19 protein-coding genes and 1 tRNA gene are annotated in these 22810 nt (G+C 43.1%); 2 read left to right on the top strand and 18 right to left on the bottom strand.

Annotation, left to right across the window (positions count from 1 at the left end; genetic code table 11):
• Positions 1-959: 959 nt before the first annotated feature.
• From fni to MSHOH_RS19390, 11 genes are all read right to left on the bottom strand, one after another.
• On the bottom strand, positions 960-2057 hold the full coding sequence (gene fni / locus MSHOH_RS19340) for a type 2 isopentenyl-diphosphate Delta-isomerase (protein WP_048142140.1): 1098 nt from the start codon (positions 2055-2057) through the stop codon (positions 960-962).
• Positions 2054-2842 (bottom strand): isopentenyl phosphate kinase, encoded by a 789-nt coding sequence (locus MSHOH_RS19345; RefSeq protein WP_048143662.1) that lies wholly within the window; start codon positions 2840-2842, stop codon positions 2054-2056. The genes fni and MSHOH_RS19345 overlap by 4 nt, the downstream gene beginning before the upstream one ends.
• Before the next feature lie 132 nt (positions 2843-2974).
• A complete protein-coding gene (locus tag MSHOH_RS19350; protein ID WP_048142142.1) occupies positions 2975-3880 on the bottom strand; it encodes a mevalonate kinase in 906 nt (301 codons plus the stop codon).
• A gap of 197 nt (positions 3881-4077) precedes the next feature.
• Positions 4078-4881 carry an MEMO1 family protein gene (locus MSHOH_RS19355; RefSeq protein WP_048142144.1) on the bottom strand — a complete coding sequence of 268 codons (804 nt, stop codon included), beginning with the start codon at positions 4879-4881 and terminating at the stop codon, positions 4078-4080.
• A 68-nt stretch (positions 4882-4949) separates the two neighbouring features.
• A complete protein-coding gene (gene rpsB, locus MSHOH_RS19360) occupies positions 4950-5690 on the bottom strand; it encodes a 30S ribosomal protein S2 (protein ID WP_052730941.1) in 741 nt (246 codons plus the stop codon).
• A gap of 70 nt (positions 5691-5760) precedes the next feature.
• Positions 5761-5943 (bottom strand): DNA-directed RNA polymerase subunit K, encoded by a 183-nt coding sequence (locus MSHOH_RS19365; RefSeq protein ID WP_048050875.1) that lies wholly within the window; start codon positions 5941-5943, stop codon positions 5761-5763.
• A 113-nt stretch (positions 5944-6056) separates the two neighbouring features.
• Positions 6057-6131, bottom strand: a tRNA-Pro gene (locus MSHOH_RS19370).
• Complete coding sequence (locus MSHOH_RS19375) at positions 6132-6320, bottom strand: DNA-directed RNA polymerase subunit N (protein ID WP_048142146.1); 189 nt, start codon at positions 6318-6320, stop codon at positions 6132-6134.
• Between the two features lie 8 nt (positions 6321-6328).
• Positions 6329-6733 carry a 30S ribosomal protein S9 gene (locus tag MSHOH_RS19380; protein WP_048142148.1) on the bottom strand — a complete coding sequence of 135 codons (405 nt, stop codon included), beginning with the start codon at positions 6731-6733 and terminating at the stop codon, positions 6329-6331.
• 13 nt (positions 6734-6746) lie between these two features.
• Entirely contained in the window at positions 6747-7169 is a 423-nt protein-coding gene (locus MSHOH_RS19385) for a 50S ribosomal protein L13 (RefSeq protein WP_048142150.1), read from the bottom strand.
• A 10-nt stretch (positions 7170-7179) separates the two neighbouring features.
• Entirely contained in the window at positions 7180-7560 is a 381-nt protein-coding gene (locus MSHOH_RS19390; RefSeq protein WP_048142153.1) for a 50S ribosomal protein L18e, read from the bottom strand.
• A 733-nt stretch (positions 7561-8293) separates the two neighbouring features.
• Here MSHOH_RS19390 and MSHOH_RS19400 point away from each other — a divergent pair.
• The gene (locus tag MSHOH_RS19400; RefSeq protein ID WP_048142156.1) at positions 8294-9925 is read left to right on the top strand and encodes an alpha-keto acid decarboxylase family protein; all 1632 of its coding nucleotides are present in this window, start codon (positions 8294-8296) and stop codon (positions 9923-9925) included.
• A gap of 672 nt (positions 9926-10597) precedes the next feature.
• Here MSHOH_RS19400 and MSHOH_RS19405 read toward each other — a convergent pair.
• The 5 genes from MSHOH_RS19405 to MSHOH_RS19425 all read right to left on the bottom strand — a co-directional run bounded on the left by MSHOH_RS19405 (position 10598) and on the right by MSHOH_RS19425 (position 16740).
• Complete coding sequence (locus MSHOH_RS19405) at positions 10598-11107, bottom strand: DUF2240 family protein (RefSeq protein WP_048142158.1); 510 nt, start codon at positions 11105-11107, stop codon at positions 10598-10600.
• 188 nt (positions 11108-11295) lie between these two features.
• Positions 11296-12876 carry a phosphoglycerate dehydrogenase gene (gene serA, locus MSHOH_RS19410; protein WP_048142160.1) on the bottom strand — a complete coding sequence of 527 codons (1581 nt, stop codon included), beginning with the start codon at positions 12874-12876 and terminating at the stop codon, positions 11296-11298.
• 155 nt (positions 12877-13031) lie between these two features.
• Complete coding sequence (locus MSHOH_RS19415) at positions 13032-13898, bottom strand: RPA family protein (RefSeq protein ID WP_048142161.1); 867 nt, start codon at positions 13896-13898, stop codon at positions 13032-13034.
• Entirely contained in the window at positions 13891-15252 is a 1362-nt protein-coding gene (locus tag MSHOH_RS19420) for a Single-stranded DNA binding protein (protein WP_048142163.1), read from the bottom strand. The genes MSHOH_RS19415 and MSHOH_RS19420 overlap by 8 nt, the downstream gene beginning before the upstream one ends.
• Before the next feature lie 369 nt (positions 15253-15621).
• Positions 15622-16740 (bottom strand): outer membrane lipoprotein-sorting protein, encoded by a 1119-nt coding sequence (locus MSHOH_RS19425; protein WP_048142164.1) that lies wholly within the window; start codon positions 16738-16740, stop codon positions 15622-15624.
• Between the two features lie 770 nt (positions 16741-17510).
• Between MSHOH_RS19425 and MSHOH_RS19430 the strand changes: the two genes are divergently transcribed.
• Positions 17511-18599 carry a right-handed parallel beta-helix repeat-containing protein gene (locus MSHOH_RS19430; protein WP_048142165.1) on the top strand — a complete coding sequence of 363 codons (1089 nt, stop codon included), beginning with the start codon at positions 17511-17513 and terminating at the stop codon, positions 18597-18599.
• Between the two features lie 520 nt (positions 18600-19119).
• Here the strand turns inward: MSHOH_RS19430 and MSHOH_RS19435 are convergent.
• Entirely contained in the window at positions 19120-20088 is a 969-nt protein-coding gene (locus tag MSHOH_RS19435; RefSeq protein ID WP_048143664.1) for a right-handed parallel beta-helix repeat-containing protein, read from the bottom strand.
• Positions 20089-20917: 829 nt separating this feature from the next.
• Positions 20918-22633: a glutamate--tRNA ligase gene (locus MSHOH_RS19440; protein WP_048142166.1), complete on the bottom strand. Its 1716-nt coding sequence runs from the start codon at positions 22631-22633 to the stop codon at positions 20918-20920.
• Between the last annotated feature and the right edge of the window lie 177 nt (positions 22634-22810).

Here is a 22810-nt window from a genome sequence, read left to right on the forward strand (position 1 = left end):
AACTACTCTCAAAAAGCCTGTTTCCAAACAGACTCCAGATTAAGGGTAAGCTTCTACGTTTAAGTGACTTTACTAAACTATTTTCAACTATATTCTATACTAAAGTGATCTATTCTTCCATTTTCCAACGACTTATTATAATCCAATGTTTATTTTTTATAGTCCAATAATTTATTTTTATATTCCTAATTATTTCCTTTATTCCAGTATTTTCCAGATTGCAGTCGATTCAACATGGAATTTATTTTACTGCTTGCTGAATGACTTTCTTTATAATTGGTTCCTTACTTCAGTAGTTCGTAAATAGTTCCTGATTTAATGAACATAAGAAATGACTTTTAATATATCAATTTCTTAAGTGACGCGGAAGTTTTTTAAAGAAACTAATTCTTAAACAAAGGTCTTAAAGGATCAATTCTTTGAATTAATCCCTGAATCAATGATTTTTAAGGAGCTAGTTCGCGCTCTGTAATAGTGATAACCTGGAATTAAGCTCTATTCCGTGAAATTCTATTCTGAGCTAAATCTATTATGCTAATTATACTTATCTGAATTACCGAATTATCTGAATTACCGGAGTTAACTCATTACTTTACGATGTTACATTGATCCAATAATATCCAGTAATATAGTAGTTTCATGCAAATTAATAATAAACTGCATCCTTTTACTCTTCAGGTATATCTAAAGGGAAACAAAGCTAACTACTTTTCCCTTGATAAGAGTCAGCGAGATCAATAAATTTTTTTGAATTCGTTTGAGTCAGAGCCATATAAGTGGGTCAATTCTAGCTAATATTAACTATTTCTTTTGAGACATTACTTCCGTTTTACCTATAAACGTTATCATGGAAAATCTGCAATTGAATAAACCTGTAATCGAATAAATCTATAACGGGATATGCAGGCACACGAGGATAGAAGAGAGGGATTGTTAACAGTTGCATCCCTTTCCTTTGGTTAAAGCGCATTCTTTGGTAAAGAGAGGTCTTTTACATTAAAACCGCGCTGTTCAAGGTATTCGCGTGTCCATCCGGTCACAACAACCGAGGAATTATGCAGCGCCTGGATATTTGCACACCCGCAGAGAAACATTGCAGCTTTGAACTCTTCAAGCATACAGGAAAGAACTCTGACAACCGATTCTTTTCCATCAAGAGAAGGCCCCACAAAAGGCAGAGCTGCACTTGCCGCACTGGCTCCAAGAGAAATGGACTTTGCAATATCAAGTCCGTTTCGTACTCCACCAGTCGCGATAAGAGGAAGAGAAACCCTTGACTCTATCAGGCTGGCAACAGTCGGGATTCCGAAGTCCCAGAAAAGTTCCCCAAGGCGTTCAGAGACCGCATCCCTGCTTTCTTTTGCCCTGTAAACTTCAACTCCTGCCCAGCTCGTGCCGCCTGCACCTCCTACATCGATTGCAGAGGCTCCGGCTTTCTGAAGGAGAAGAGCATCCTCCCTGGAAATACCTGCCCCTGTTTCTTTCACGATCACCGGGGTTTTGATCCCAGAACATATTTCAGTTATCATGTCCAGGCAACCGGTAGCATCCCTATCCCCTTCGGGCTGGACGGCTTCCTGCAGGAAGTTAAGGTGAATCGCAAGAGCATCGGCATCAATCATCTCAATGAGTTTTTCTACTCCTTCAACCCCGTACTGGCGGATCTGGGCAGCTCCAACATTTCCGTAGACAAAGGCATTCGGAGCCTCGTCCCTGACAATCCTGAAGGAATCTTCCTGAGCAGGGTCATCAATTGCAGCTCTCTGGCTGCCTACTCCGATTCCGACTCCCAGCTCTTCGGCCGCAGCCGCAAGTGCAGCATTTACAGGGATTGTATCAGGGTGACCTCCTGTAATCGACGCAATTAAAAATGGAGCTTTAATGCGCTTTCCAAGGAAATCCACAGAAAGATCAAGCTCATCCATGTTTAATTCCGGAAGCGCCCTATGGATCAGGGTTACGTCTTCAAAGCCCGCACTTGCCTGTCTGGCTTCAACCGGACTTTCAGCGCAGAGCTTCAGATGTTCTATCTTTCTCCTGGAGGTAGTGTTGATCATGCTTCATACCCTTTATCCGGACTGATCCTGGTCCCTATGGATTCCCCATTTAAGAACCTGTAAATATTATCCGCTTTTCCTGCATTGAATATATAGGAAGTAATACTAGAATTTTTGCTGAGTTCCAGAAGTTCCAGAACCTTCCCAAGCATCCCGCCTGTAACATCGGTACTTCCGGAACCTCTTATACAGTGTCGGAATTCTTCAAAGTTTTCAGGAGTTATCTCAGGTATGGGTTTTCCTTCCTTATCAAGCACACCATCCTCAGCCGAGCCTAGTCCGAGCCTGGTAATCCCAAGTTCCTTTGCCAGATAAGGAACGATCTGGTCTCCGGAAAGGATGCAGGTCCCGAGTTCAATGTCCATGGCAACATCTCCATGCAGTACAGGCACAAAGCCTTTTTCGAGCATGAGTTTTATGCTGTCAAGGTACATGCTCTCTATCCTCCCGTTTCTGCACACCGCACAGCCCATAGGATGCACGGCAATGGCCCTGACTCCGAAACTATTCAGGGCATCCACCACCTTTGAAGCAAGTTTCTTTACGGATTCATGGGTTACAATCGCCCCTTCAGGGTCAAATGTCCTGTCAAGCCCATACTTTTTGGCATAGGTATGCCCGAAAGACCCGGCTCCGTGTACGACAATCATTTTTCCCCTGAAGCCTGAAACTTCCCGCGCAATTCTGAGAAGGTCAGCTTTTTTTACAACCCCTTCGTATGCGCCTTTGTCAGTAATGGCGCTGCCTCCTAGTTTAAGGATAACAGGTTCGGTTGAAGTGTTCATCATATCACTTAATGCCTTTTTTAAATAACTTTCAACTTATAATAAAAGATCACAATTTCTGTAACAATCATAACAAAATGGGAGATAAAAAGTTATCTTATTTGCAGGAAAAATTCTCCTAAGTACCTTTGTTCAGTCAACCTTCAGCCCCTGTTCCGTGGGTTTTGTGATGGTCACTTTGCCCCCTGCACCTGCAATTGCTTCAGCTACGTGAGTGCACTTCTGCGGTGCCGTTAGTGCAACCATACAGCCGCCGCCTCCGGCTCCCGTAATCTTTGCCCCGAAAGCTCCTGCTGCCCTTGCAGAATAGATCAGCTGTGAAAGCTCAAGGATGTTTACCCCAAGTGCATCAAGCAGCCCTTGGTTCACATTCATAAGCCTGCCAATGGAAGCATAGTCTCCAGATAGCACAAGATTTTCTCCGATTCTGGAGATTTTGCCAATAGAAGTCATGAGAGGCACGATAAGTTCAGGGTAACTCTCACGAAGCTGCCTGACACTTGCTACAAGTTCTTTAGTAGAAGAGAAAACTCCGGTATCCCCTATGACAATTCCGCAGTCAGGAGTCTTCAGTTTTTTTCTCTCAGGGATGGTAACAACTCCTCCGAAAGTAGAGACATAGGTATCTGTAGGGCTTGCCACACCCTGCACTTTTATTTCAACCTCATGCCCCAGTTTTGCAATCTCTTCGAGGGACAGACCGCATCCAAGCAGTTCGTTGAGAGCTCCTATACTTGCAATAGTAACTGCAGCAGATGACCCGAGCCCTGAACCTACGGGGATATCCGAATCAACAGTTAAAAAAATACCTTTTATGGGGACAAACTCTCTCATTTTCTCAATTACTGCAGAAACATAGGGATGTCTTTCAAAATCAAGGCCTGTTCTGCCAATCTGTGACTGGATAGTTATGGAGTCATTTAACTCCACCCGCACCCGGGTTCTCAACTCTACTGCACATGCTATTGCGGTTTCTCCGTAAACAACCGCATGCTCTCCGAAAAGATAGATTTTCCCGGGCGCAGAACATGAAACCATATTATTCCTCAACAGTTTTTCAATTTTTGCTGAATTTGAGCATGTTAAGTAATTAACTTTACCCTTAGAAGGCTAGCTATGAGTAAAAGTAAAAATAGTATAAAAAAACCTATCCCTGCCCAGGCTTTATTCCGGATATTTTGAATAATCAAAAGAAATTTTTCTGGTTTTCTTTAAATCTATCTGCTAGTTTTCAGTTATTCAACAATGATTGCAGCATACCCGACAACAGCCTCCGTATCTCCGGAAACCTCCCCGCTGTTTGTATACTTGAGCAGAGTGGCTTTTGAACCCCCTAGCTTTTGAGAAGCTGAAAGCATTGCAGTAATGGGTCCGTATCCGCAGACCGAAGCATTTCTTCGATAAAGCCGATCGTACATTCCTGAGATATTGAAATTCAGGATAGCATCTATGACTTCGGAATCTATTTCCTTTGCACGTTCGGCAGTCTCATAGTGAGTGAAATCGCTGGATGCTATGATGACAGCACGTTTTCCGCTTTTGGAAATAAGATCGGCAACAAGATTTCCTACTTCAACTGCCGTTTCTTCATCCTGCATGCCCATACAGATAGGAAGAATTTTAAAATCTCGCTCGAAGCGGTACTGAAGGAAAGGAAGCTGAACTTCAATAGAATGCTCATATTTGTGCCCGAGTTCGTCTGCATCAACGATGCTCCCAAGAAATCCGTCTGCAAGTTCGAGATCAACATCAAGATTTCCAAGGGGAGTTTTCCATGTTTCCCTGGATACTGATACTGGCGAACCATACCCCGTATGATTGGGACCAAAAATAATATAGGTATCGGCTTCTGGGAGAGTCGCATAGACATGTGCAGCTACTTTCCCGGAATAAACATACCCGGCATGCGGGCAAACAGCCCCCAGGACTTCCCGCTCCCGGATCTCCAGGCCTTCGAAACATCGTTTAAGTTCTTTCTCCAGATTTTCACAACGCAGGGGATAGAACTGCCCTGCAACTGCTGGCTGTCTCATTTCCAATCACCCATAATATAAGATATGGGCAATTTTTATAAACCCTTGCAGTATGCAGGACGGATGTCCCGAAATCAGAGTGGAGTTTCGAAATCGGTCAGCTCGTAATTGAAGGGGGTGTTATTGAGTCTGGAAACTTCTCTTGCAAGCAGCCAGTAGACAAGAGAGAGAGCTTTTCTACCCTTGTTGTTTGTCGGGATCACAAGATCCACATTTGAGGTAAGGTTGTTTGTGTCACAGAGTGCTACAACAGGTACCCCAATGCTTGAAGCTTCCTTCAGAACCTGGGCATCTCCTGCAGGGTCTGTTACAATTATAACATCAGGCTCAAAGAAACCGTGGATCTGAGGGTTTGTAAGGGAACCTGGAATAAACCTTCCGAGCATTGCTCTTGTGCCGAGTGCCCTTGAGAACATTCTTGCAGGGTGCTGACCGTACTGCCTTGAAGAGACTACAAGGATTCTGGAAGGATCGTAGTGAGATAGCAGTTTTGATGCAACTCTGATTCTTTCGTCTGTTGACTGGATATCAAGAACATATAACCCATCAGTTCTGACTCTGTATACGAAACGCATCATATCCTGAGTCTTCTGCTGGGTTCCTATGTGAACACCTGCTGCGAGGTATTCGTCAATAGATACAAGGGATGTTGACCCTTCTTTAGCGGAAGCTGCTTCGTCCTCAGCTACAGGTACAGATCCGGTCTTTACTGCGGCTTCCTTTTCAGGTGCAGGTTTTGCTTCAGCCACGATATTTTCTTCAGGCAAAGGCTGTGCTCCGGTCTCCTCCTGCCCTGTCTGCTCAATTTCCTCCATAAAGTCACCTCATAATATATAGAATCAACATAAAATTCATTCAGCGTCTGAAAGTATCCCAATTACGTTTTTAACTTTTCTTACGTTTAACCGTTATAGGAATAACTCCGGCCTTCAACTCTTCAATGGCTACACCCAGGGGGTCCAGCCGCCCGTCATCTTCAACCAGGACAGGAGCCCCCATTGCAATCTGCAATGATCTTGCACCTACAATTCGTGCACGCTCGAACCGGGTATAATTTTCCTTGACCAACAGATCACCCTGAAACTTAAAAACGCTCCGATGAGTTCCGATAATCGAGAAGCATGATAAATTTGACATATTCAGTACACACCTGAAAACCAGTACCCTTGAAAAAGGGAAAGTGGGACCGCTGAGATTCGAACTCAGGTTCCGGCGTCCCGAACGCCGAAGGATGGACCAAGCTACCCTACGGTCCCTTACTGGTACGGTGAAAGCACGTCAACAAGTTCGACATGGCTGAGGAACATTCTGCGGCAGCAGTAGCGGGTGATCCCGAGATCATCCAGTACTGCGGCAGAGTCTTCGCCGTCATTGACGCGTCTTTTGTACTCATCCCAATAGTTAGAGATTACTTTTCCACATGAGAAACATCGGACTGGGATCATAACTTTCCTTACCTGTAAGATTTCTGGTATTTAGATCTTGCTCCAGGTCCACCAAAGTTTTTGGCTTCTTTCTGCCTGGAATCGCTTACAAGTAAATTGCGGTCATAGGCTGCAAAGTTGTCTCTGATGGTTGTGTCATTTGTCCATTCCACAATACCACGGGCAACTGCAGTCCTTACTGCATTAGCCTGCCCTATGATTCCGCCACCCTGAACATCGACATTGATGTCGAGACCGGAAACAACATCGTTTCCTGCAATAAGCAGAGGCTCGGAGATTTTCATCATCGCAAGCTCAGGCTTATAGAGCTCAAGCGGAACTTTGTTGATCCTGACCTTACCTGTACCTTTCATGACTGTTGCGCGAGCAGTTGCAGTCTTGTGCTTTCCAGATGAATTAACTACTTTGACCATGAGGACTCACCCATTAGAATTTTGAACCCATTTTCTGGCTCACTTCACCAAGCTCCACGTACTTGTTGGAACTCAGAAGCCTCATGTCGGCATCTGCGATGGTGGTTGTCTCAGTGCCCTTAAGTTCGTAGGGTACACCTACATAGACCTTGAGCCTGGACATTGCGTCTCTGCCTCTTGCTCTCTTGTAGGGCAACATGCCACGAATAGTCCTCTTCAGAATGCGGTCCGGACGCTTCGGGAAGTAAGGCCCGAATTCCGTTGCACCTCTTTCCCGGGTTTCCCGGTATTCTCTGAGAGTGGCTGCCCTTGAGCCAGAAATGATGGCTTTTTCGGCATTTATGATATAAACCTTTTCGTCTCCTGAAAGCAACTGTTTTGCAACTGAACTTGCAAGACGCCCCAGAATAAGCCCTTTTGCATCGATAACCGTCATCTTCGTCACCTCAGCGGAAAATCCGGATACCGGACCCTTTTGGATTTGCTTCCATGATCTCTTCGAGACTCAGGCACTTGCCGCCGGCTTCAGTGATTTTTTCAACTGCAGATTCGCTGAATGTTACAGCCGCAACGGTAACAGGATGATCAAGAAGACCTGCACCCAGAACCTTACCCGGGATAAGCAGGACATCATCTTCAGCAGTGTGCCTGTTGATCTTGCTTATATTCACAGCCGCATAGTTTCTGGACGGCGCCTCAAGACGTTTCGCAACATCCTTCCAGATGGGGGCAGAGTCTCCATTTGCCCTCTCTTTCAGGGTAAGAATCAGGGAAACGATTCTTGGATTCGTTTTTCTTGTAAGTTTTACCAGTGATTTTTTACCCAATGTATGTTCCTCCGCAAGATTTATTGAAAATCTTACTCACGCGGAAAAAATCCCTATCGCGTTCGAACATCGCTATAACTGCCGCAGCTCAAAAGCTCGGGGCAGTAAATTAAATATCAAGCGATTAGTCGGATTGGTATGATGTGAATAACATTTCTAGTACATAAAGATTATGTGCATCGATAATTCCTAAAAATGTTCATTCTTTCTCTATTAACTTGTACCTCTCAGAATGTTACATGGACCAAAGCTGTACTGGTATTTCTCACTGTAAGGATTGCATAAAGTATACCAGATAAAACTGGCTTTCTAAGTTAATTTGAGAATTCCGGAAATGTGTTAAAGAGGGCCTCATTTTTATAATTAAAGGAATTATAATATTTGGGGAACAATCAAGATTGAGAGATCAATGTCATACTGAGTTAGTACCTGATATGGGAGCGGGCGCTAAACGAACATTAGATTTCTTTGGAAATATTAAAACGAAGGCTGGAGATTGGCCGAGCCACAAAGAGAAAAGGCCGCGCGACTGGCCTGAATTGTACTTGTCTTACAGTGCAACGGTCACTATTAGAGTCAGAGCCCAGCGGGCAGGCTCGCTGGCTGCAATTGCTTCCGAATAGCTGATCAAAATTGGATTGATACACATGGTAATCAAATTTTTGTTAATCGGAGAATGCTGAGCTTAATCTAAATTGATTAAACAAATGAGTGCGTACATGGTGATACTATTATGCCTGAGACAATTATTCGATATCTTCTAAACCGATTAAAACAGATGGGCATTAAGGATATTTTCGGTGTGCCGGGAGACTTTGCATTTCCTATCAACGATGCCATCTGTGATGATAAAGAGCTGCACTGGATCAGCTGCTGTAATGAGCTGAACGCCGCTTATGCTGCTGACGGCTATGCTCGTATCAATGGCATGTCAGCGCTGTCTACTACTTTTGGGGTAGGTGAACTATCCGCACTATGCGGCATAGCAGGCTCCTATGCAGAGCACAATCTGGTATTTCATATTGTTGGAATGCCGGCAATGCAGGTTCAGGAGAAGCATGCTATAGTACATCATACGCTTGGCAACGGGGAATTCGACCAATTTATGACGATGGCTACTCAAGTGGTATGTGCAAAGACGATACTTACCCCGGAAAACTGCGTTCAAGAAGTCGAGCGTGTAATTGCGGCAGCTCTGGAGTACCGCCGTCCAGTCTATATTGCCATAGCTCACAACTATGTGAATGAAAATATCTCCCTCTCTACGGCACCGGCAAACGTTCCTGTAAAAAGCGATCCTGAGGTGCTGGAAGAAGCGGTCTCGACCATTGTAAACAGGTTGTCGAATGCAAGTAAAGCCTGTATTATGCCAGGTATCTTTGTAGAACGTTTTGGGCTCCGAGACTTAACTGCTGACATTGTTAGTTCTTCGGGTTTACCTTATGTGACCATGGCGATGGATAAATCAGTACTCGACGAAACTAATCCCTCCTATTCGGGATTATACATCGGACAGCTTGCGAACCCTGAAATAAGGGAATTCGTAGAATCCTGCGACTGCATACTTGCCATAGGCACTATCTTGTTTGACATTAACACGGGTTTGTTCACGGCGAAGCTGGATAAATCCCGCATTATCAATATTATGCCTTCTGAAGTCCGTATAGGGCATGCCGATTACACGAATCTGAAAATGTCTGATGTACTTGAGGAACTCGTTAAAAGACTTTATAAACGTACTGACGTAAAGGGACCTGTAGCTAAATTACCCACACTGCCGGATGTAGATGCCAACAACCCGATAACAGCTGATTATCTATATGCAAGCTATGCTAAATTTTTTAAGCCAGACGATATCATCATAGCGGATTCAGGTACATCCTTTTACGGTCTGCTGCCAGTACTTTTACCTGAAGGAGCCAGGTTCTACAGCCAGACCCTCTGGGGTGCAATAGGCTGGGCTACTCCGGCTTCCTTTGGCGCCGCACTGGCTGCCCCGGACCGACGGGTGATCCTTATAACGGGAGAAGGGGCGCACCAGATGACAGTTCAGGAGGTAGGTCAGTTTTGCCGCTATGGTCTGAAACCTGTTATTTTCGTACTGAATAATCAAGGCTACCTGATAGAAAGAATGCTGTCCAGGAAGTTAGATTATTGTTACAACGACCTGGGACAATGGAAATATCATGAATTACCAGAGGTACTTGGCTGCAGTGATTGGATAATGAGGAAAGCTGTCACCTGCGGCGACCTGGATAAGATCATGGAAGAACTGGAGAATACCAGGACAGGCGCATATATAGAAATCGTTACGCCAAAGTTGTCGGCACCCCAGATTATGGAGGCAATTCATAACAATTTGTGAGACCCGTCAAACAAAGTTGCCCTGCAGGCAGACTCTTATCCAAATCGTTCCAGAAAGCGTTGTAAAATGTTTGAGCTGGGTACAGAAAACTTCCAGGTGCAGTTCGTGTGACAAGAAGCTAAACGGATAATTGTGAGGAAATCACTACTTTAAAAATCATTACGTAATTCATTCAAAATATCTCTTCTCAATGTGTATAGCTGGTAACAACCCCTTCTGAAATATCACTGAAATGAGAATGCGAGAAAGTAGTGCTTATCTTTCATATCACAGGTACCTCGTTTCCACACTCATGTTTCTTCTAAGATGTATATGCTCAGGCAATGGGCAAAATATTTGTTCTATTGATAAAAAATAATTGGTATTTTTACTTGAATATAGAAGATACGCTTATTATTACGAGAAGATCAAAGATTATGTGTAATATTTTGCTTCCTTTCATAAATACTCCAGCTTGCCCTAATGATCATAATATATGAATGTTTTCAAATAAACTTCTTTATTTTGGGGAATAGACTCCTTTTAATCAACAATTTAATTTAGGAATTAGTGGCGGTTAATAGCAGGAAGCCTTCTTCATAAAAATGGATAGCAGGCATAAAAAGAAAGCACGTCTGGTACTTTCATGCTAATTAATTCAATTATTTTTTTCTCTATCCGATCGTAACTCCATTAATAAGAAAAACCAAGAACAGCCCTGGAAACCTTCTCAATTATCCCTTCTATCCTGCATCCGAACTTCTTTGCCACGATAAGTGCTACTATCCTGATATCCACAAGATAAGAGAGATGGTCCTGCATGGAGTTTATCTCGGAAACAAGCCTCTGCCTGTTTATTCCCGTATCTGCGGAAATGAAGTCGAGGATCTGCTCAAAAGAGATTTCTTCCCTGCGCCTGGAATTCCCGAGTTTTCCGGGTTTCTCTTTAAGTTCGAGAAAATTCTCAGGAGGCTTAAAAGCATGGGGAAGCCGGACACTCTCAACATCAAAACAGGGCACAATTACACCGTCCTTCAGGGAAAGCAGACCTGCTTCAAGGGCGCGGGCCTTTACTTCAGAAGCAGTTTTCGGGGAAAACCATTTCAGGTCAAAGGCAAGGGAAAACTCAAAGTCTTTTTCCGGAAGGGAATCTGCAAGATTTTTCTTAAAAGGAGCCGAAACAACATGTTTAAGTTCTTCCATTCATGAACCTCGAAGAATACTTCGAAAAATAATGCATTTGGAAAGACAGTATAATATATAAGTCCCACCAGGATCAATCTCAGATCCGGGAAAAAAAATTCAGGGAAAAAGTAAGTGTCTCCGGCACAGAAAAATTAGACCTGCACCGGAATAAGATATTTTTCGGAATTATCCTTAATGCAATTTACTTATGTGTTCAGAAGAGTCACAAGCTTGGCATTAAGAATACCTGGGACCTGCCTGACCTCATCAAGGATGGCATCGGAAACATCGGAGTCAATGTTGAGAACCATCATGGTCACGCCTCCTACTTCTGATCTTCCGACCTGCATTCCCGAGATATTGATATTGTTTTTACCGAGCACCATGCAGCAGGGTCCGATTACATTTGGCTTGTTAATGTGTTTGGCAAAGATCATACGCCCGGCAGGGAAAATATCTACCGTGTCCTCATCAACGGAAACAATCTTGGGCTCATCTCCAACAACAGTTCCTGCAACCAGCTTTGAGGTTTCTGCGCTGGTAAGTTTGATGCTCATAGTGGAAGAATATTCCTCCGCAGATTCGGACTTGCTTTCCACGACAGCGATTTTTCTTGACTTTGCAAGGGTTGGGGCATTGACATAATTTACCCCGGCTCCCAGAGCCATTTCAAGCAGTCCTTTGAGTGCGGAAACTGTGAGAGGTCTGGTATCTTTTCCGGAGATCTCCCCATTGTATCCGATTTCTACCTTTTCGTAGTTGCCGTCTACAAGCTGGCCTGCAATTTTGCCCATAAGCTCTGCTAGCCTTATGTATGGGGCAAGGACTGCCATAGCTTCGGGTTTTACGGAGGGGATATTGATTGCATTCTTTGCAAGCCCGCCGGAAAGAACAGAAACAACTTCATTGGCAATATCGATTGCAACATTAACCTGAGCTTCCTGTGTGGAGGCACCGAGGTGAGGGGTTACGATAACGTTATCAAAGTTGAGGAGAGGGCTGCCAAAAGGAGGTTCTTCGACAAATACGTCAAGAGCTGCTCCGCCTACCTTGCCGCTCTCAAGGGCTCTTATCAGGGCTTCTTCACTGATAATGCCGCCGCGTGCGCAGTTAAGAATCTTGACTCCCTTCTTCATGAGGGCAAACTGCTCGTCATTGAGGATATTCCTGGTTTCCTTGATAAGAGGAGTGTGTACTGTGATGTAGTCAGCCTCTTTTGCGATCTCATTAACCGTAGCCAGCTTGACTCCGAGTTCCATAGCCCTCTTCTCGGAGATGAAAGGATCGTATCCCATAAGGTTCATTTCAAGCCCTGAGGCTCTCTTTGCGACTTCAGACCCTATCCTTCCGAGCCCTATAACTCCCAGGGTCTTGCCCTTGACTTCAACGCCCATGAATTTGTTGCGCTTCCATTCCCTGGCTTTCAGGGAGGCATTTGCCTGCGGGATATTCCTTGACATTGCCATCATCATGGCAATTGTGTGTTCTGCTGCCGAAATCATGTTTCCTTCGGGAGCGTTGGTAACGATAATTCCTTTCTTTGTGGCTGCATCCACATCCACATTGTCGACTCCGACCCCTGCCCTTCCGATAACCTTCAGGTTGTCAGCAGCCTCGATTATTCTCTGAGTAACCTGGGTACCGCTGCGTATTACAAGGGCATCGTAGCCTTTAATCTTTTCAACCAGCTCATCTTCCGAGAGTCCGGTGCTGACGTCAACATTAAAGTGTTCCTTTAGAATCTCCAAACCTTCATTGGAGAGTGAGTCGCTGACCAATACTTTCATGTCAATTTCTCCAGATAAATACGATAAACATGAGATGCAAAGTTTTAACAAAGGATACCAATCAACTTAATCACACTTAAGCGTTGTCACATGTTTTTAGATAGGAATTCCTCACTAATTCTTCATATTTTGGAAATTAAAGCCCGTTATGCAGGTTAACCTACAAGCCTTATAATCCCGATTTTCGGTTCGTAACATTGCCCTCCTGCAAGAAGAGAGCGGACAACTTCTTCTACTACCTCTTCGGGAACGCCTCTTGATACTGCAGCATTTACAAAAGAGGCGTAATCAACTCCTTTGCCTCCACCCATTTCCCTTAGAAGTTCAAGTACGAACTCCTTCTGATCAGCCTTGGCTTCTGCAGTATCTTCGGCTTCAAAATTAAGAGCTTTCAGCCCTTCCCTGATAGAAGCCCTGAGCTGCTTTGCAAATTCCTGGGGGGCGCGTTCCCTTTCAAGGATAATGGAAATCCCTTCAGCAAGCTCTTCGGAAACTCCCCTTTCAAGCAGGTATTCTCTGAGTGTTTCTCCGCGGTATCCGCTCGCAAGGGCATCCGAAAAAACCTCAAGCCTGTCAACTGTCTGTTCCGCAGTATCAACAACCCATCTGTTGCGGATTTCTTCATCCACCACATTTACCTCTTCTGCCCGGATAGAGATGAAAACCGAGCCTGGTTCGGGTTCATAAATCCTGGCTTTTCCTGTGAGAGCTATGAAAGCAGGAACTTGAGCCGTTGAAAAGAAAATAGAAGCATCAGGCTGGAACTGTCCTGCATATACCGTAAATGCCCCTGTAGGGTCAACTATTCTGGCTTTCCACATTTCGTTTTGCGTGCCTATGCTATCCAGTTCGGTAAGCACCCCGACTGCAAAGACACGGTTGAGAATAAGTCCCAGAGGGCTGATAAGAAGGTTAGGGGATTTAGAATCGGCTTCAGACGCAGGTCTTTCCGATTTCTCAAGTTCCCTACAGGCTTCAAATTCCTTTGCAAAAACCCTTTTTGCGATTTCCCGTTTAAGCAAGGCTTATCCCTCCTCTGGAAACCCCTGAACCAGGGTATTCTTCATCCAGTCCGAGCCTGCGTAATAGCTCAACAACTCTGACAGCCAGGTCATCTTCAGGCACCCAGGCGCTTTCTGCAACAAAAGAAACTCCATATTCTCCATTTGAAGAATTCCCACGCACTGCCAGGTAACGGCCTGTAAGAATTCGTCTCAGGTCTTCATAAACCGCGTCTTTAGAAATATCGGAAAACATGAGCTGTTCAGCTTCTTCAAGTGTTTTCCCGTAGATGACTTCTGCAAGTTCCCTTGGAAACATGACTGACATTGCCCCTGTCCCGTCATCCAGTACAGCTTTAATCCGCATGTCCCTTACGCCCTCCACCTTGCCGTGCACCCTGCAGTTTGCTTTCAGAACAACGCGACTGCACTCGGGACAGCGGGAAATTATCCCGGAACCCGGCCTGACGGAAACAACATTGCCTGCGGCAACTACATCGAACATGCTGTCCTTTGAGGCTATTTCTTCAATTTTCAGGAGGGCAGGATCTTTTGCAGCGGACTCGAAAGTGAAGGCAAGCTTTTCAGCTTCTTCAACTCCGACTGAAGAGACTTTAGTGCTGCTGATAAGATTGATCGAAGGCATTCCCCTGAACATGCGGATCTGAGCTCCTTCTATCCTGATTATGCTTCCTATGTCAATCCCCGGGAGTTCGACCCAGGCAGTAAAAGGCAGTCTGGCAGTCTCATCTGCGAGCACACCCGAAATCACTTTTGACTGCTTGCCCCTGACAGGGACTTCTCTGTGAGAAAGCCGGAGTATGCAGGCAACCGTGTTTACGGAAAAATCGGCAGCACCAATGTCAATTAATTTCTTTGCAGAGGTTTTGGAAAGTTCTGAGAGCTGGGGAATGGAAGAATCAGAAACTTTAGATACAAGAGACTGCTCTCCGATAGAGAGCCTGATCCTGTTCTGCCAGAGGCGGGTATAGGCATTTTTGATGTTGATTACATCTCCGACCGAGCCCGGCAGTTCTTTCCAGGAAGAAAACATGACAGAGCCCGTTTCGTCTGCAAGAACCCCTGTATACAGCTTTGAAGGTCCCGCCTGAACGCCTTCCTGAGGACGGAGTGCCTTTTCTCCAATGTCCAGGATTCTGCCTATTATTTCAAAATTCTTAAGCGAAGCTGAAAGATCTTTTACCTTCAGGACTTTTCTTTTTCCACCGAACTTACGGAGTATGGTCTCTTTTGCAACCTCAGGCGGGACATGAAAAGCAAGAAGCTTATCAAACTCTGCCCGGATGCCAGTCTTATCGATATCTCCAAGCGCCCTGGTTAGCTCTTCAAGATGGGGCGCAATCTTTTCATCCATTTTAAGCCTCCATTTGAGACAATAATAAAACGATTCAAATATAAGGGTTTTAGCTTTTAAGGACTTTAGGTATAGGACTTAAGCACTTGAAGTACAGAGCAATAGCAAAAAAAAGACAAAATAACTTTGGATTGAGAATTATGAAGAAACGGTGGATAGATTGAGGACGGTAGAAGAAGGAATAACTTCAGATATTATTAAAAATTATGCTCAAAGTAAGGGAAACAAGGAAAAAAAAGTAGATTACAAACGAGAATAATTGGCTTTGGAATAATTTACATTATAACAAGTGCAGTGGCGCAAAAATACCCCGCTGCTTCAAATGGGAAGCGCCACCGCAACTTTGATTTTTCTGCAGATCACAATTATTTATGACTTTTCTGAAATCGATTCCGCTATTTTGAATATTTCATCCTCTTCCAGGGGTACACCAAGGAGAAGATTAATATCTCCCAGCTTCCATCTCAACGTTTTTGCTTCCCCCGAAACATATTTTCCTTCTGTCCCATTAATCTTAACATCAGTACCGTTACTCATAAATATAGAATAGGTGGAGGCGTTCTTATATACGGTTTCAGTGAGAACAATACTGGCTTTTATGCTGGCTCCTTCCTTTGCATATATCAGTTCGACTGTTTCGTAATGACTATCCGGGTCCGAGGAATATTCACTGTTGTTGGTGATTATTGAATAGCTGAATTTATAGCCTTCAGGCAGGTATTCAGGAGTAAGGATTTTAAAACTGGCTCTATTTCTGGCTTCTTCAAGGCTCAATTCTTCATACGGCTTTATTTCCCCTAAATCAACTATTTTTGCGCCATCCGGGATTTCGAATTGAAACTCAGAGTCTGGGATCCCTGTATTAACTTTCAGGTCTCGAATTTCGTTTTTATCAGTTAGATTTCCATCGGCGTTATAAAACTCATACCTAAGAGGCATCCATGTTTCCTGGTCTACCCAGATTTTTATCTTAGATATCAGCTCATAATCCCTATCTGTTTCTTTCGGAATTATCTCCAGCAGATAAGCGGTTCTTCCATCTACACTCTCTACGCCAAGTAGTGTTACATTATGATCGTTCAGGAACTCGTTTATAGTATTAATGTAGTCTTCTTTCGGAGCCCCGGAATTATTCGGGAGTTTTTCTTTCAGGACCGTGTTCGTATCCTGGAAGTAACTCCACGCAATTTCACCATCCGATACATCGATCTGATCACCTTCCCCCGGTCTCGTTATAATTTCTTTGAACTTATCAGGTTTTTTGAACATATATTTACATTCGATTTCTTCAGTCTTTCCTTCGGCGTAAGAGGTCATATGCATTGTATATGAATAATCTTGAATGCTGTCCTGTTTATCCATCATCTGGGTCGCAATTTCTTCTGCACTCGGGTTTTCTTCCGTGCAGCCTGAGGCAAAGAGTGCTACAGCTATAAGTGTCAGCACAAGTATCGATTTGAACTTTTTTGTTATCGTCACGCTATTCATCCTTCAATACGTTAATTTTAAGTTACAGTTAATGATAATATTACTTCCGCTTATTATTGCTTTTACTTATTATTACTTCAACTTATTATTACTTCTACTCATTTCCAAGAAATTAGACAAAAAGCCTAAATATTTCCAAAAACAAATTTATTTAACTTGTATGTTTAGAGTTAGACAAACCTAAAAAGAATATTTAAGCTATGGAAACTACTTTTTGCCTATCCTTATTAACATGTTTGAAAAAAATAATTAAAATTGATAACAAATATACTAGATTTATATATTATTCTACATATCTCCAGGTTGTTTGATGGAGTGGACAGAAGGATTAAATAGTGTGGGATATTTCTATTTATTTACCAGAAAAAATATTAAAATAGAGTTTTAGACTTCATATCATAGCTTCAGTTTTACAGTCGGATTTACCAGAACCGACCAGTTAATAAACAAATTCCTATTTTAATCTATTATCTCTACTTTTCAAGGACAATTGTTCAGAAATTATGATTCCAAAGATATATCTTTTCAGACAAAATGGCAGTGTACCTAATTTTCTGTAAAATCACAAATCTCAATAAGTTATTGAGGAAGAAATTCAACATTAAAAGAACCAAATTTCATTCAGTATTCAATAATTTGACTTTGATTTTACAGCAAATTTGCAACATTGCCCGGACAAAATCCGAAGAAAAGAGAATTAGAAGCTTTTAAAAAGATAAAACAAAATGAAGGAATTATAAAGAAATGGAAGAGTAAAAGGGGAACTGATGATGGAAAATACAAAAGAAAGGAACCTACTGGCAATAAAAATAATAGCCGCACTTATTCTGGCAGTTATATTCACATCTTCTTCTGCTTCTGCAGCAAATTTAAAGGTAGATCCTTCAGTAGAAGGAGGCTATACTACAATACAGGCTGCAGTAGACGCTGCAAATGCCGGAGACACTATTTTTGTAAGTCCCGGAACTTATGTTGAAAACCTCAAAATAGACAAACAGGTAAGAGTCTGGTCAGACTCAAGAAACCCTGAAAATACGGTTGTAAAGCCAGCTGACCCTGCGGAAAGCGTTGTAGAAATAACAGCAGAAAGAGCAACATTCAGCGGTTTTGGAGTAGGGGATTCGGAAAAAGCAGGAATTTTACTCAAAGGGGCTAAGAACTGCTATATCAACAATAACAGGGTACAGAATGCAGAATATGGAATTCTTCTGCAGGATGCAGAGAGTAATGACATAAACGGGAATATAATAACCCTGAACGAAATAGGACTAAGGCTCGAAGGCTCTAAATCGAACACTATTCAGGATAACCTTATTGCTTATAACTACGGGCTCGGAGTTTCTCTGGAAGAAAGCAGCAGAAACATTTTCTTTAATAATTACTTCAAAAACGCCGAAAACGTAGAAGGCAATGCCGTAAACGCGGATAATAGCTGGCAGAGTACCCTTACGGTCAAAAGTAACCTTATCAGGGGTCCTTATATCGGCGGGAATTTCTGGGCAGACCTTGAGGGTAAAGGCTACAGCGAGACCTGTACGGATGAAAACAGCAATGGAATATGTGATGCTTCATATGCGATAACAGGAGGCGGATCGGATAATTCCCCGCTCTTCCCGAAAGTCCGGAGTGGTATTACAGCCCTGGAAAGCAAACTGGATGCCGAAGCTTACGAACAGGGCATATCGGCCAGAGAGAAAGCAGAAAATGAGACTATGGCCCCTGTAGAAAGACAAACAGAAGCAACTGAAGAAAAACCCCCCGAAGCGGAAGCTTCAGAAGAAAACGCAGCCCCAGCACCTAGTCTTGCAGTTACAGTTCTGGTGGTAGGAGCAGCTTATCTCATGAAGCGGAGAAAGTGAAGAAAAGAGAAAAATCAAGGCTTACCTGGGTGCTCCACAGAAAAACTGAAGGATATCCAACTTAACTTAACTAAAAATAAAGAGAAGATAATGGATTGTAGGGCCAGTTGCGGAAAAAGCCCAAGAAAAGCTAAATCTACCAGAACAAGGTAAAAACATCAATTTTCTCAGACAAAATCAAAGACCTCCACCGTCCATTATTATTAAATTTTTTGGTGGTTTTATTTAAAAATAATGGATAAAAAGCCCTTTTAAATATAAAAAAGGGATAAGAAGGCCAGTCAGTTAGATGGAGTCGTTCTTCTTACCCTTGATCCTATTTTTAATATATTTGGTTTAAATATGTCTGGTTAATACATTTGGTTTAAAATATTTACTGCTTTTTACTGTAATATATCAGGCTATATTACTTTATTACTTCCTGTCAAGTTCTTTACTATCAAGCTGACAGTGACTTTCCTGCTTTGCTGAATGCATATGCAGGACTCTTAATATAGAGCGTGTTATCGTGTCTATTGAATTAGTTGTCAAGAGAGCCATATCCGTACCCTTTGGCTACCCAATTCTCAACACTGTGATCGGATGGGCCCAGTATGTTTGTGCCTGATCCTACCTCAACGTAAGGGGACACGTTCCACATAACGTTATCATGAACGCTAATTGACCCTTTTGCATTCCAGTTTCCAATGCCTGCACTGCTGCTTGATCCTTTGTAATCATGCATAATGTTGTGATGGACATTCACATTTGTCAGTGTATTTTCCAGCTCAACACAGCACCATCCGGACCCTGCGCTACCTGTGAAGGTATTATGGTCAACCTCAATATTTGCGCAGTTGTCTACCCTGGCACCTGTGTTGGTCTGAACCTCAACATAACAGTTATACATTCTGGAATCCTTGGTGCCGGACAAAAATGATACGCCATCGTGTCCTGAGGACTGCATTCTGCAGTTATATACCTCTATTCCAGAACTCTTACTGATTCTAACACCATCACCATACAGATAGCGAGTAAGTAAGATATCATGTACTTTACTATCGGTTACAGATGTGAATTTTATGCAGTTTCGATAGGCTCCATGACCTCCATCACCAGGTCCGGTTGCTGTACTCTGAAATTGAAGATGGGATATTTCAACGTTAGAAACACCTGATCCGAATATATATGCAGGTGATCCTTCGGAATTGCAGACTGAACCTTTAGCAAAGATTATTGTACTGTCGCCTGCACCTTTCAGTACTACATTGGATTTCAAAATTATAGGTGCACTTATCTCATAAGTGCCAGCACTGAGGATAACATATCCAGGGTTGCTTGCTGTTGCTCCTGATGCTACGGAATTTATTGCGTTATTGATTGCAGTTTGGGCATCTGACCCGGAGGTCGGACTTACGGTTACTGTATTCTGTGCGCCTAACGCCGCGGGTACGGTTGTTAAAATAAGGCATGCTGCTAGGAATAGGGTTCCTATCTGTCTTTTTAGCATCGTATCACCTTTGGGTTGGATTCAGAATTTTGGGTTAACTCAAAAAACTATAGGTAACTATAGATCTCCAACAGCTGATACGGTTGTCATAATAAGACATGCTGTAAGGAATAGGGTTTCCTGCTTCATTTTTAGCATCGTATCGCCTCTGGATTGGATTTAGAATTTGAGTAAACTCAAAAACTCCAGGATGATCGTAAATCTTTCCCGGATATTTCTCAAAATTCCATATTACGTCGTACTCATAATGTTTTTCCGAACTATCTAATTAGACCGAGTATGTATTAAACATCTAATTATGCCGGATCTATACGGTAATTCAAAAATCTAATTACGTCTGCGTAATATTTTTGAATCTATCCAATTCGATTCTCTGCGTTTTGTGGGGCGGACACGGTGCAGAGGATTTTCATTCTCCAATTACATTATAGGGATCAGTCACTGGAGGTAGAGTTGAAATTAGAGTTTTACTTTATAGCGTTCAAACTTCGTTGCTGACCACAGGAATTTACTCCTTTGATCAACTATTATCTGCTCACCAATCAGACATCCAGCCAGTCGATTCCTGTGAGAAGTTTGTAGCTATTTAGTGTTTTGTTTATATTACTGAGTCGACATATAAGGTTCATAAGGGTTATATTATAAAAGATTTTGCATTTATATGAGAAAATTGGAAAGAAATAACATCAAATAACAAATAATGAACAAAAAATAGCAAAATTTAAGTGAATAACGAAGAAAGCTCAAAGTTAAAGGAAAGTAGATAAAAGAAAAAGGAAAGTAGATAAAAGAAAAAGGACAGTTCTCTACCCCTTTTCATTTTGAAAAATCACTTGTGGGCAAAGTACGCCACAACTTCTTCTCCGTTTACGGCGTCGATTCTGCAGAAACCGAAGCGTTCAAACTGGACTATTTTATCAAGCTCGGTCTCAATCCCACGCTCTCCAATTCCTTCGATATCGCCCTCAGGTCCGCGAACTTTTACAGGAATTCCGTCAATGGGTGCCCAGTGGATAATTTTCCCTTTTGCTTTTTTGAGGTCTTCGAGAGAGGTTTCGGAGCGTTTTACCCGCAGTGGAGAAAGAGATGTAATCTCAACGTTGCAGAGGTCTTTTAAGCGAAGGACAGAACCTACATTGAGTTTTTCGATATCTTCTGAACAGACAAGAACCTTATTTTCTATAGGGATTTCCCTCATTCCTCTTGCATGGTTTGTGGGGTGGCGGGGAACCTTTGCAACTACAGGCTTCATACCTTCAATTTCAAGTTCAACAGGGTCCCAGACAAAGAAGTATCTGTTTGCAATGGGGTCCACGATTTTGCGGTTCTCGGCATAGAGGGACTCCATACTAATGCTCACGTCAGTCATCCCGACTCCCATCTCAATCATGAACTTTTTGAGAGCTTCAGCCTGTATTCCGCGGCGCCTGATTGCACGGATTGTCGGCAGGCGGGGATCATCCCAGCCGCTGTATTCTCCGGCTTCGATAGATTTCCTAAGAGTGCTTGTGCTGAACTTTCCGAACTCATGAATCTTAACCCTGCCCCAGTGGGTTGTTTTAGGGTATTTCCAGCCAAAATATTTATAGATATATCCCTGCCGTTTTTCGCTGTCTATAAGGTCTTTGCCCCGAATAATGTGGGTCATACCAAGCTCGTGGTCTTCGATAGCGCCTGCAAAGTCAAGAAGGGGCCAGACAATATACTTATTTCCGATTTCAGGGCGGGGATGGGACATTTTTCTGATCCTGAATGCTCCCCAGTCCCGAAGTGCAGGGTCTTTGTGCTCTATATCGGTCTTTATACGCAGCACGGCCTGCTGGTCTTCGTATTCCCCGGCAAGCATCTTTTCCCAGTGCATGAGGTTTTCTTCAGGGCTTGCATCCCTATGCGGGCATGCCTGCTTGGCATCCTTTAATTGTTTGAATTCTTCCCCTCTACAGAAACAGACATACGCTTTGCCTATTTCGATGAGCTTTCTTGCGTAATCGTAATAGATAGGAAAATGATCTGAGGCATAAACAACCTGGTCAGGTACAACACCGAGCCATTTGAAGTCATCCAGGTACCAGTCATAGGCCTCAAGCATGGGGCGTTTTATATCCGGATCAGTGTCGTCAAAACGCAGGATAAATTTTCCATCATACATTTTCACATACTCGGAATTGACCACCATCCCCCTAGAACTGCCAAGGGTCGCAGGTCCATTGGGGTTAGGGGCAAAGCGCATTACAACTTTACCTGTTTCTGCCCCCGGAAGGGGTTTTAAGCCTTTGTCAGGCTCTTTTTTTACACTCAGAGCTTCTATAAGTTCAGGAGCTATTTCCGACAGGCGGGCTTCCCAGGCTTCAGGGCTTCCTTTAGCAATTTCGGAAACAATACTTTCAAGAGCAGCAGATACTCCACTGGGGTCAGCTCTTAACTGAGGGCATTCCCCCATAACTTTACCCATAACAGCTTTAGGCTGAGGGGCTTTTCCGTATTTTACAGCGTTTTGAAGGGCGTATTTTTCAATTATTTTAATATCTTCAGGATTTAATGTCATAGAAGCTTCTCCAGGAGTAAACCTTGATTTAACCGTGATTGTATGATGAGAATATTAAGTAAATCTAATCGTGTGTAGGTAAACCTACGGAAAGGTAGGCATTTCCAGATAGATATTGAATCTGATGATTGCGGAAAAAACATGTAAATAGGATTATAAAAAGTCACCGAACCCCTG

Source organism: Methanosarcina horonobensis HB-1 = JCM 15518 (assembly GCF_000970285.1).
GTDB classification, from domain to species: Archaea; Halobacteriota; Methanosarcinia; order Methanosarcinales; family Methanosarcinaceae; genus Methanosarcina; species Methanosarcina horonobensis.

What these genes read in the sequence shown, in the direction of transcription:
- MSHOH_RS19375 (WP_048142146.1), bottom strand. Translation starts at nt 6,320, where the DNA reads ATGATCCCAGTCCGATGTTTCTCATGTGGAAAAGTAATCTCTAACTAT.
- MSHOH_RS19350 (WP_048142142.1), bottom strand. Translation starts at nt 3,880, where the DNA reads ATGGTTTCATGTTCTGCGCCCGGGAAAATCTATCTTTTCGGAGAGCAT.
- MSHOH_RS19430 (WP_048142165.1), top strand. Translation starts at nt 17,511, where the DNA reads ATGGAAAATACAAAAGAAAGGAACCTACTGGCAATAAAAATAATAGCC.
- MSHOH_RS19420 (WP_048142163.1), bottom strand. Translation starts at nt 15,252, where the DNA reads ATGGATGAAAAGATTGCGCCCCATCTTGAAGAGCTAACCAGGGCGCTT.
- fni (WP_048142140.1), bottom strand. Translation starts at nt 2,057, where the DNA reads ATGATCAACACTACCTCCAGGAGAAAGATAGAACATCTGAAGCTCTGC.
- rpsB (WP_052730941.1), bottom strand. Translation starts at nt 5,690, where the DNA reads ATGGAGGAAATTGAGCAGACAGGGCAGGAGGAGACCGGAGCACAGCCT.
- MSHOH_RS19400 (WP_048142156.1), top strand. Translation starts at nt 8,294, where the DNA reads ATGCCTGAGACAATTATTCGATATCTTCTAAACCGATTAAAACAGATG.
- MSHOH_RS19345 (WP_048143662.1), bottom strand. Translation starts at nt 2,842, where the DNA reads ATGAACACTTCAACCGAACCTGTTATCCTTAAACTAGGAGGCAGCGCC.
- MSHOH_RS19405 (WP_048142158.1), bottom strand. Translation starts at nt 11,107, where the DNA reads ATGGAAGAACTTAAACATGTTGTTTCGGCTCCTTTTAAGAAAAATCTT.
- serA (WP_048142160.1), bottom strand. Translation starts at nt 12,876, where the DNA reads ATGAAAGTATTGGTCAGCGACTCACTCTCCAATGAAGGTTTGGAGATT.
- MSHOH_RS19440 (WP_048142166.1), bottom strand. Translation starts at nt 22,633, where the DNA reads ATGACATTAAATCCTGAAGATATTAAAATAATTGAAAAATACGCCCTT.
- MSHOH_RS19385 (WP_048142150.1), bottom strand. Translation starts at nt 7,169, where the DNA reads ATGACGGTTATCGATGCAAAAGGGCTTATTCTGGGGCGTCTTGCAAGT.
- MSHOH_RS19425 (WP_048142164.1), bottom strand. Translation starts at nt 16,740, where the DNA reads ATGAATAGCGTGACGATAACAAAAAAGTTCAAATCGATACTTGTGCTG.
- MSHOH_RS19380 (WP_048142148.1), bottom strand. Translation starts at nt 6,733, where the DNA reads ATGGTCAAAGTAGTTAATTCATCTGGAAAGCACAAGACTGCAACTGCT.
- MSHOH_RS19435 (WP_048143664.1), bottom strand. Translation starts at nt 20,088, where the DNA reads ATGCTAAAAAGACAGATAGGAACCCTATTCCTAGCAGCATGCCTTATT.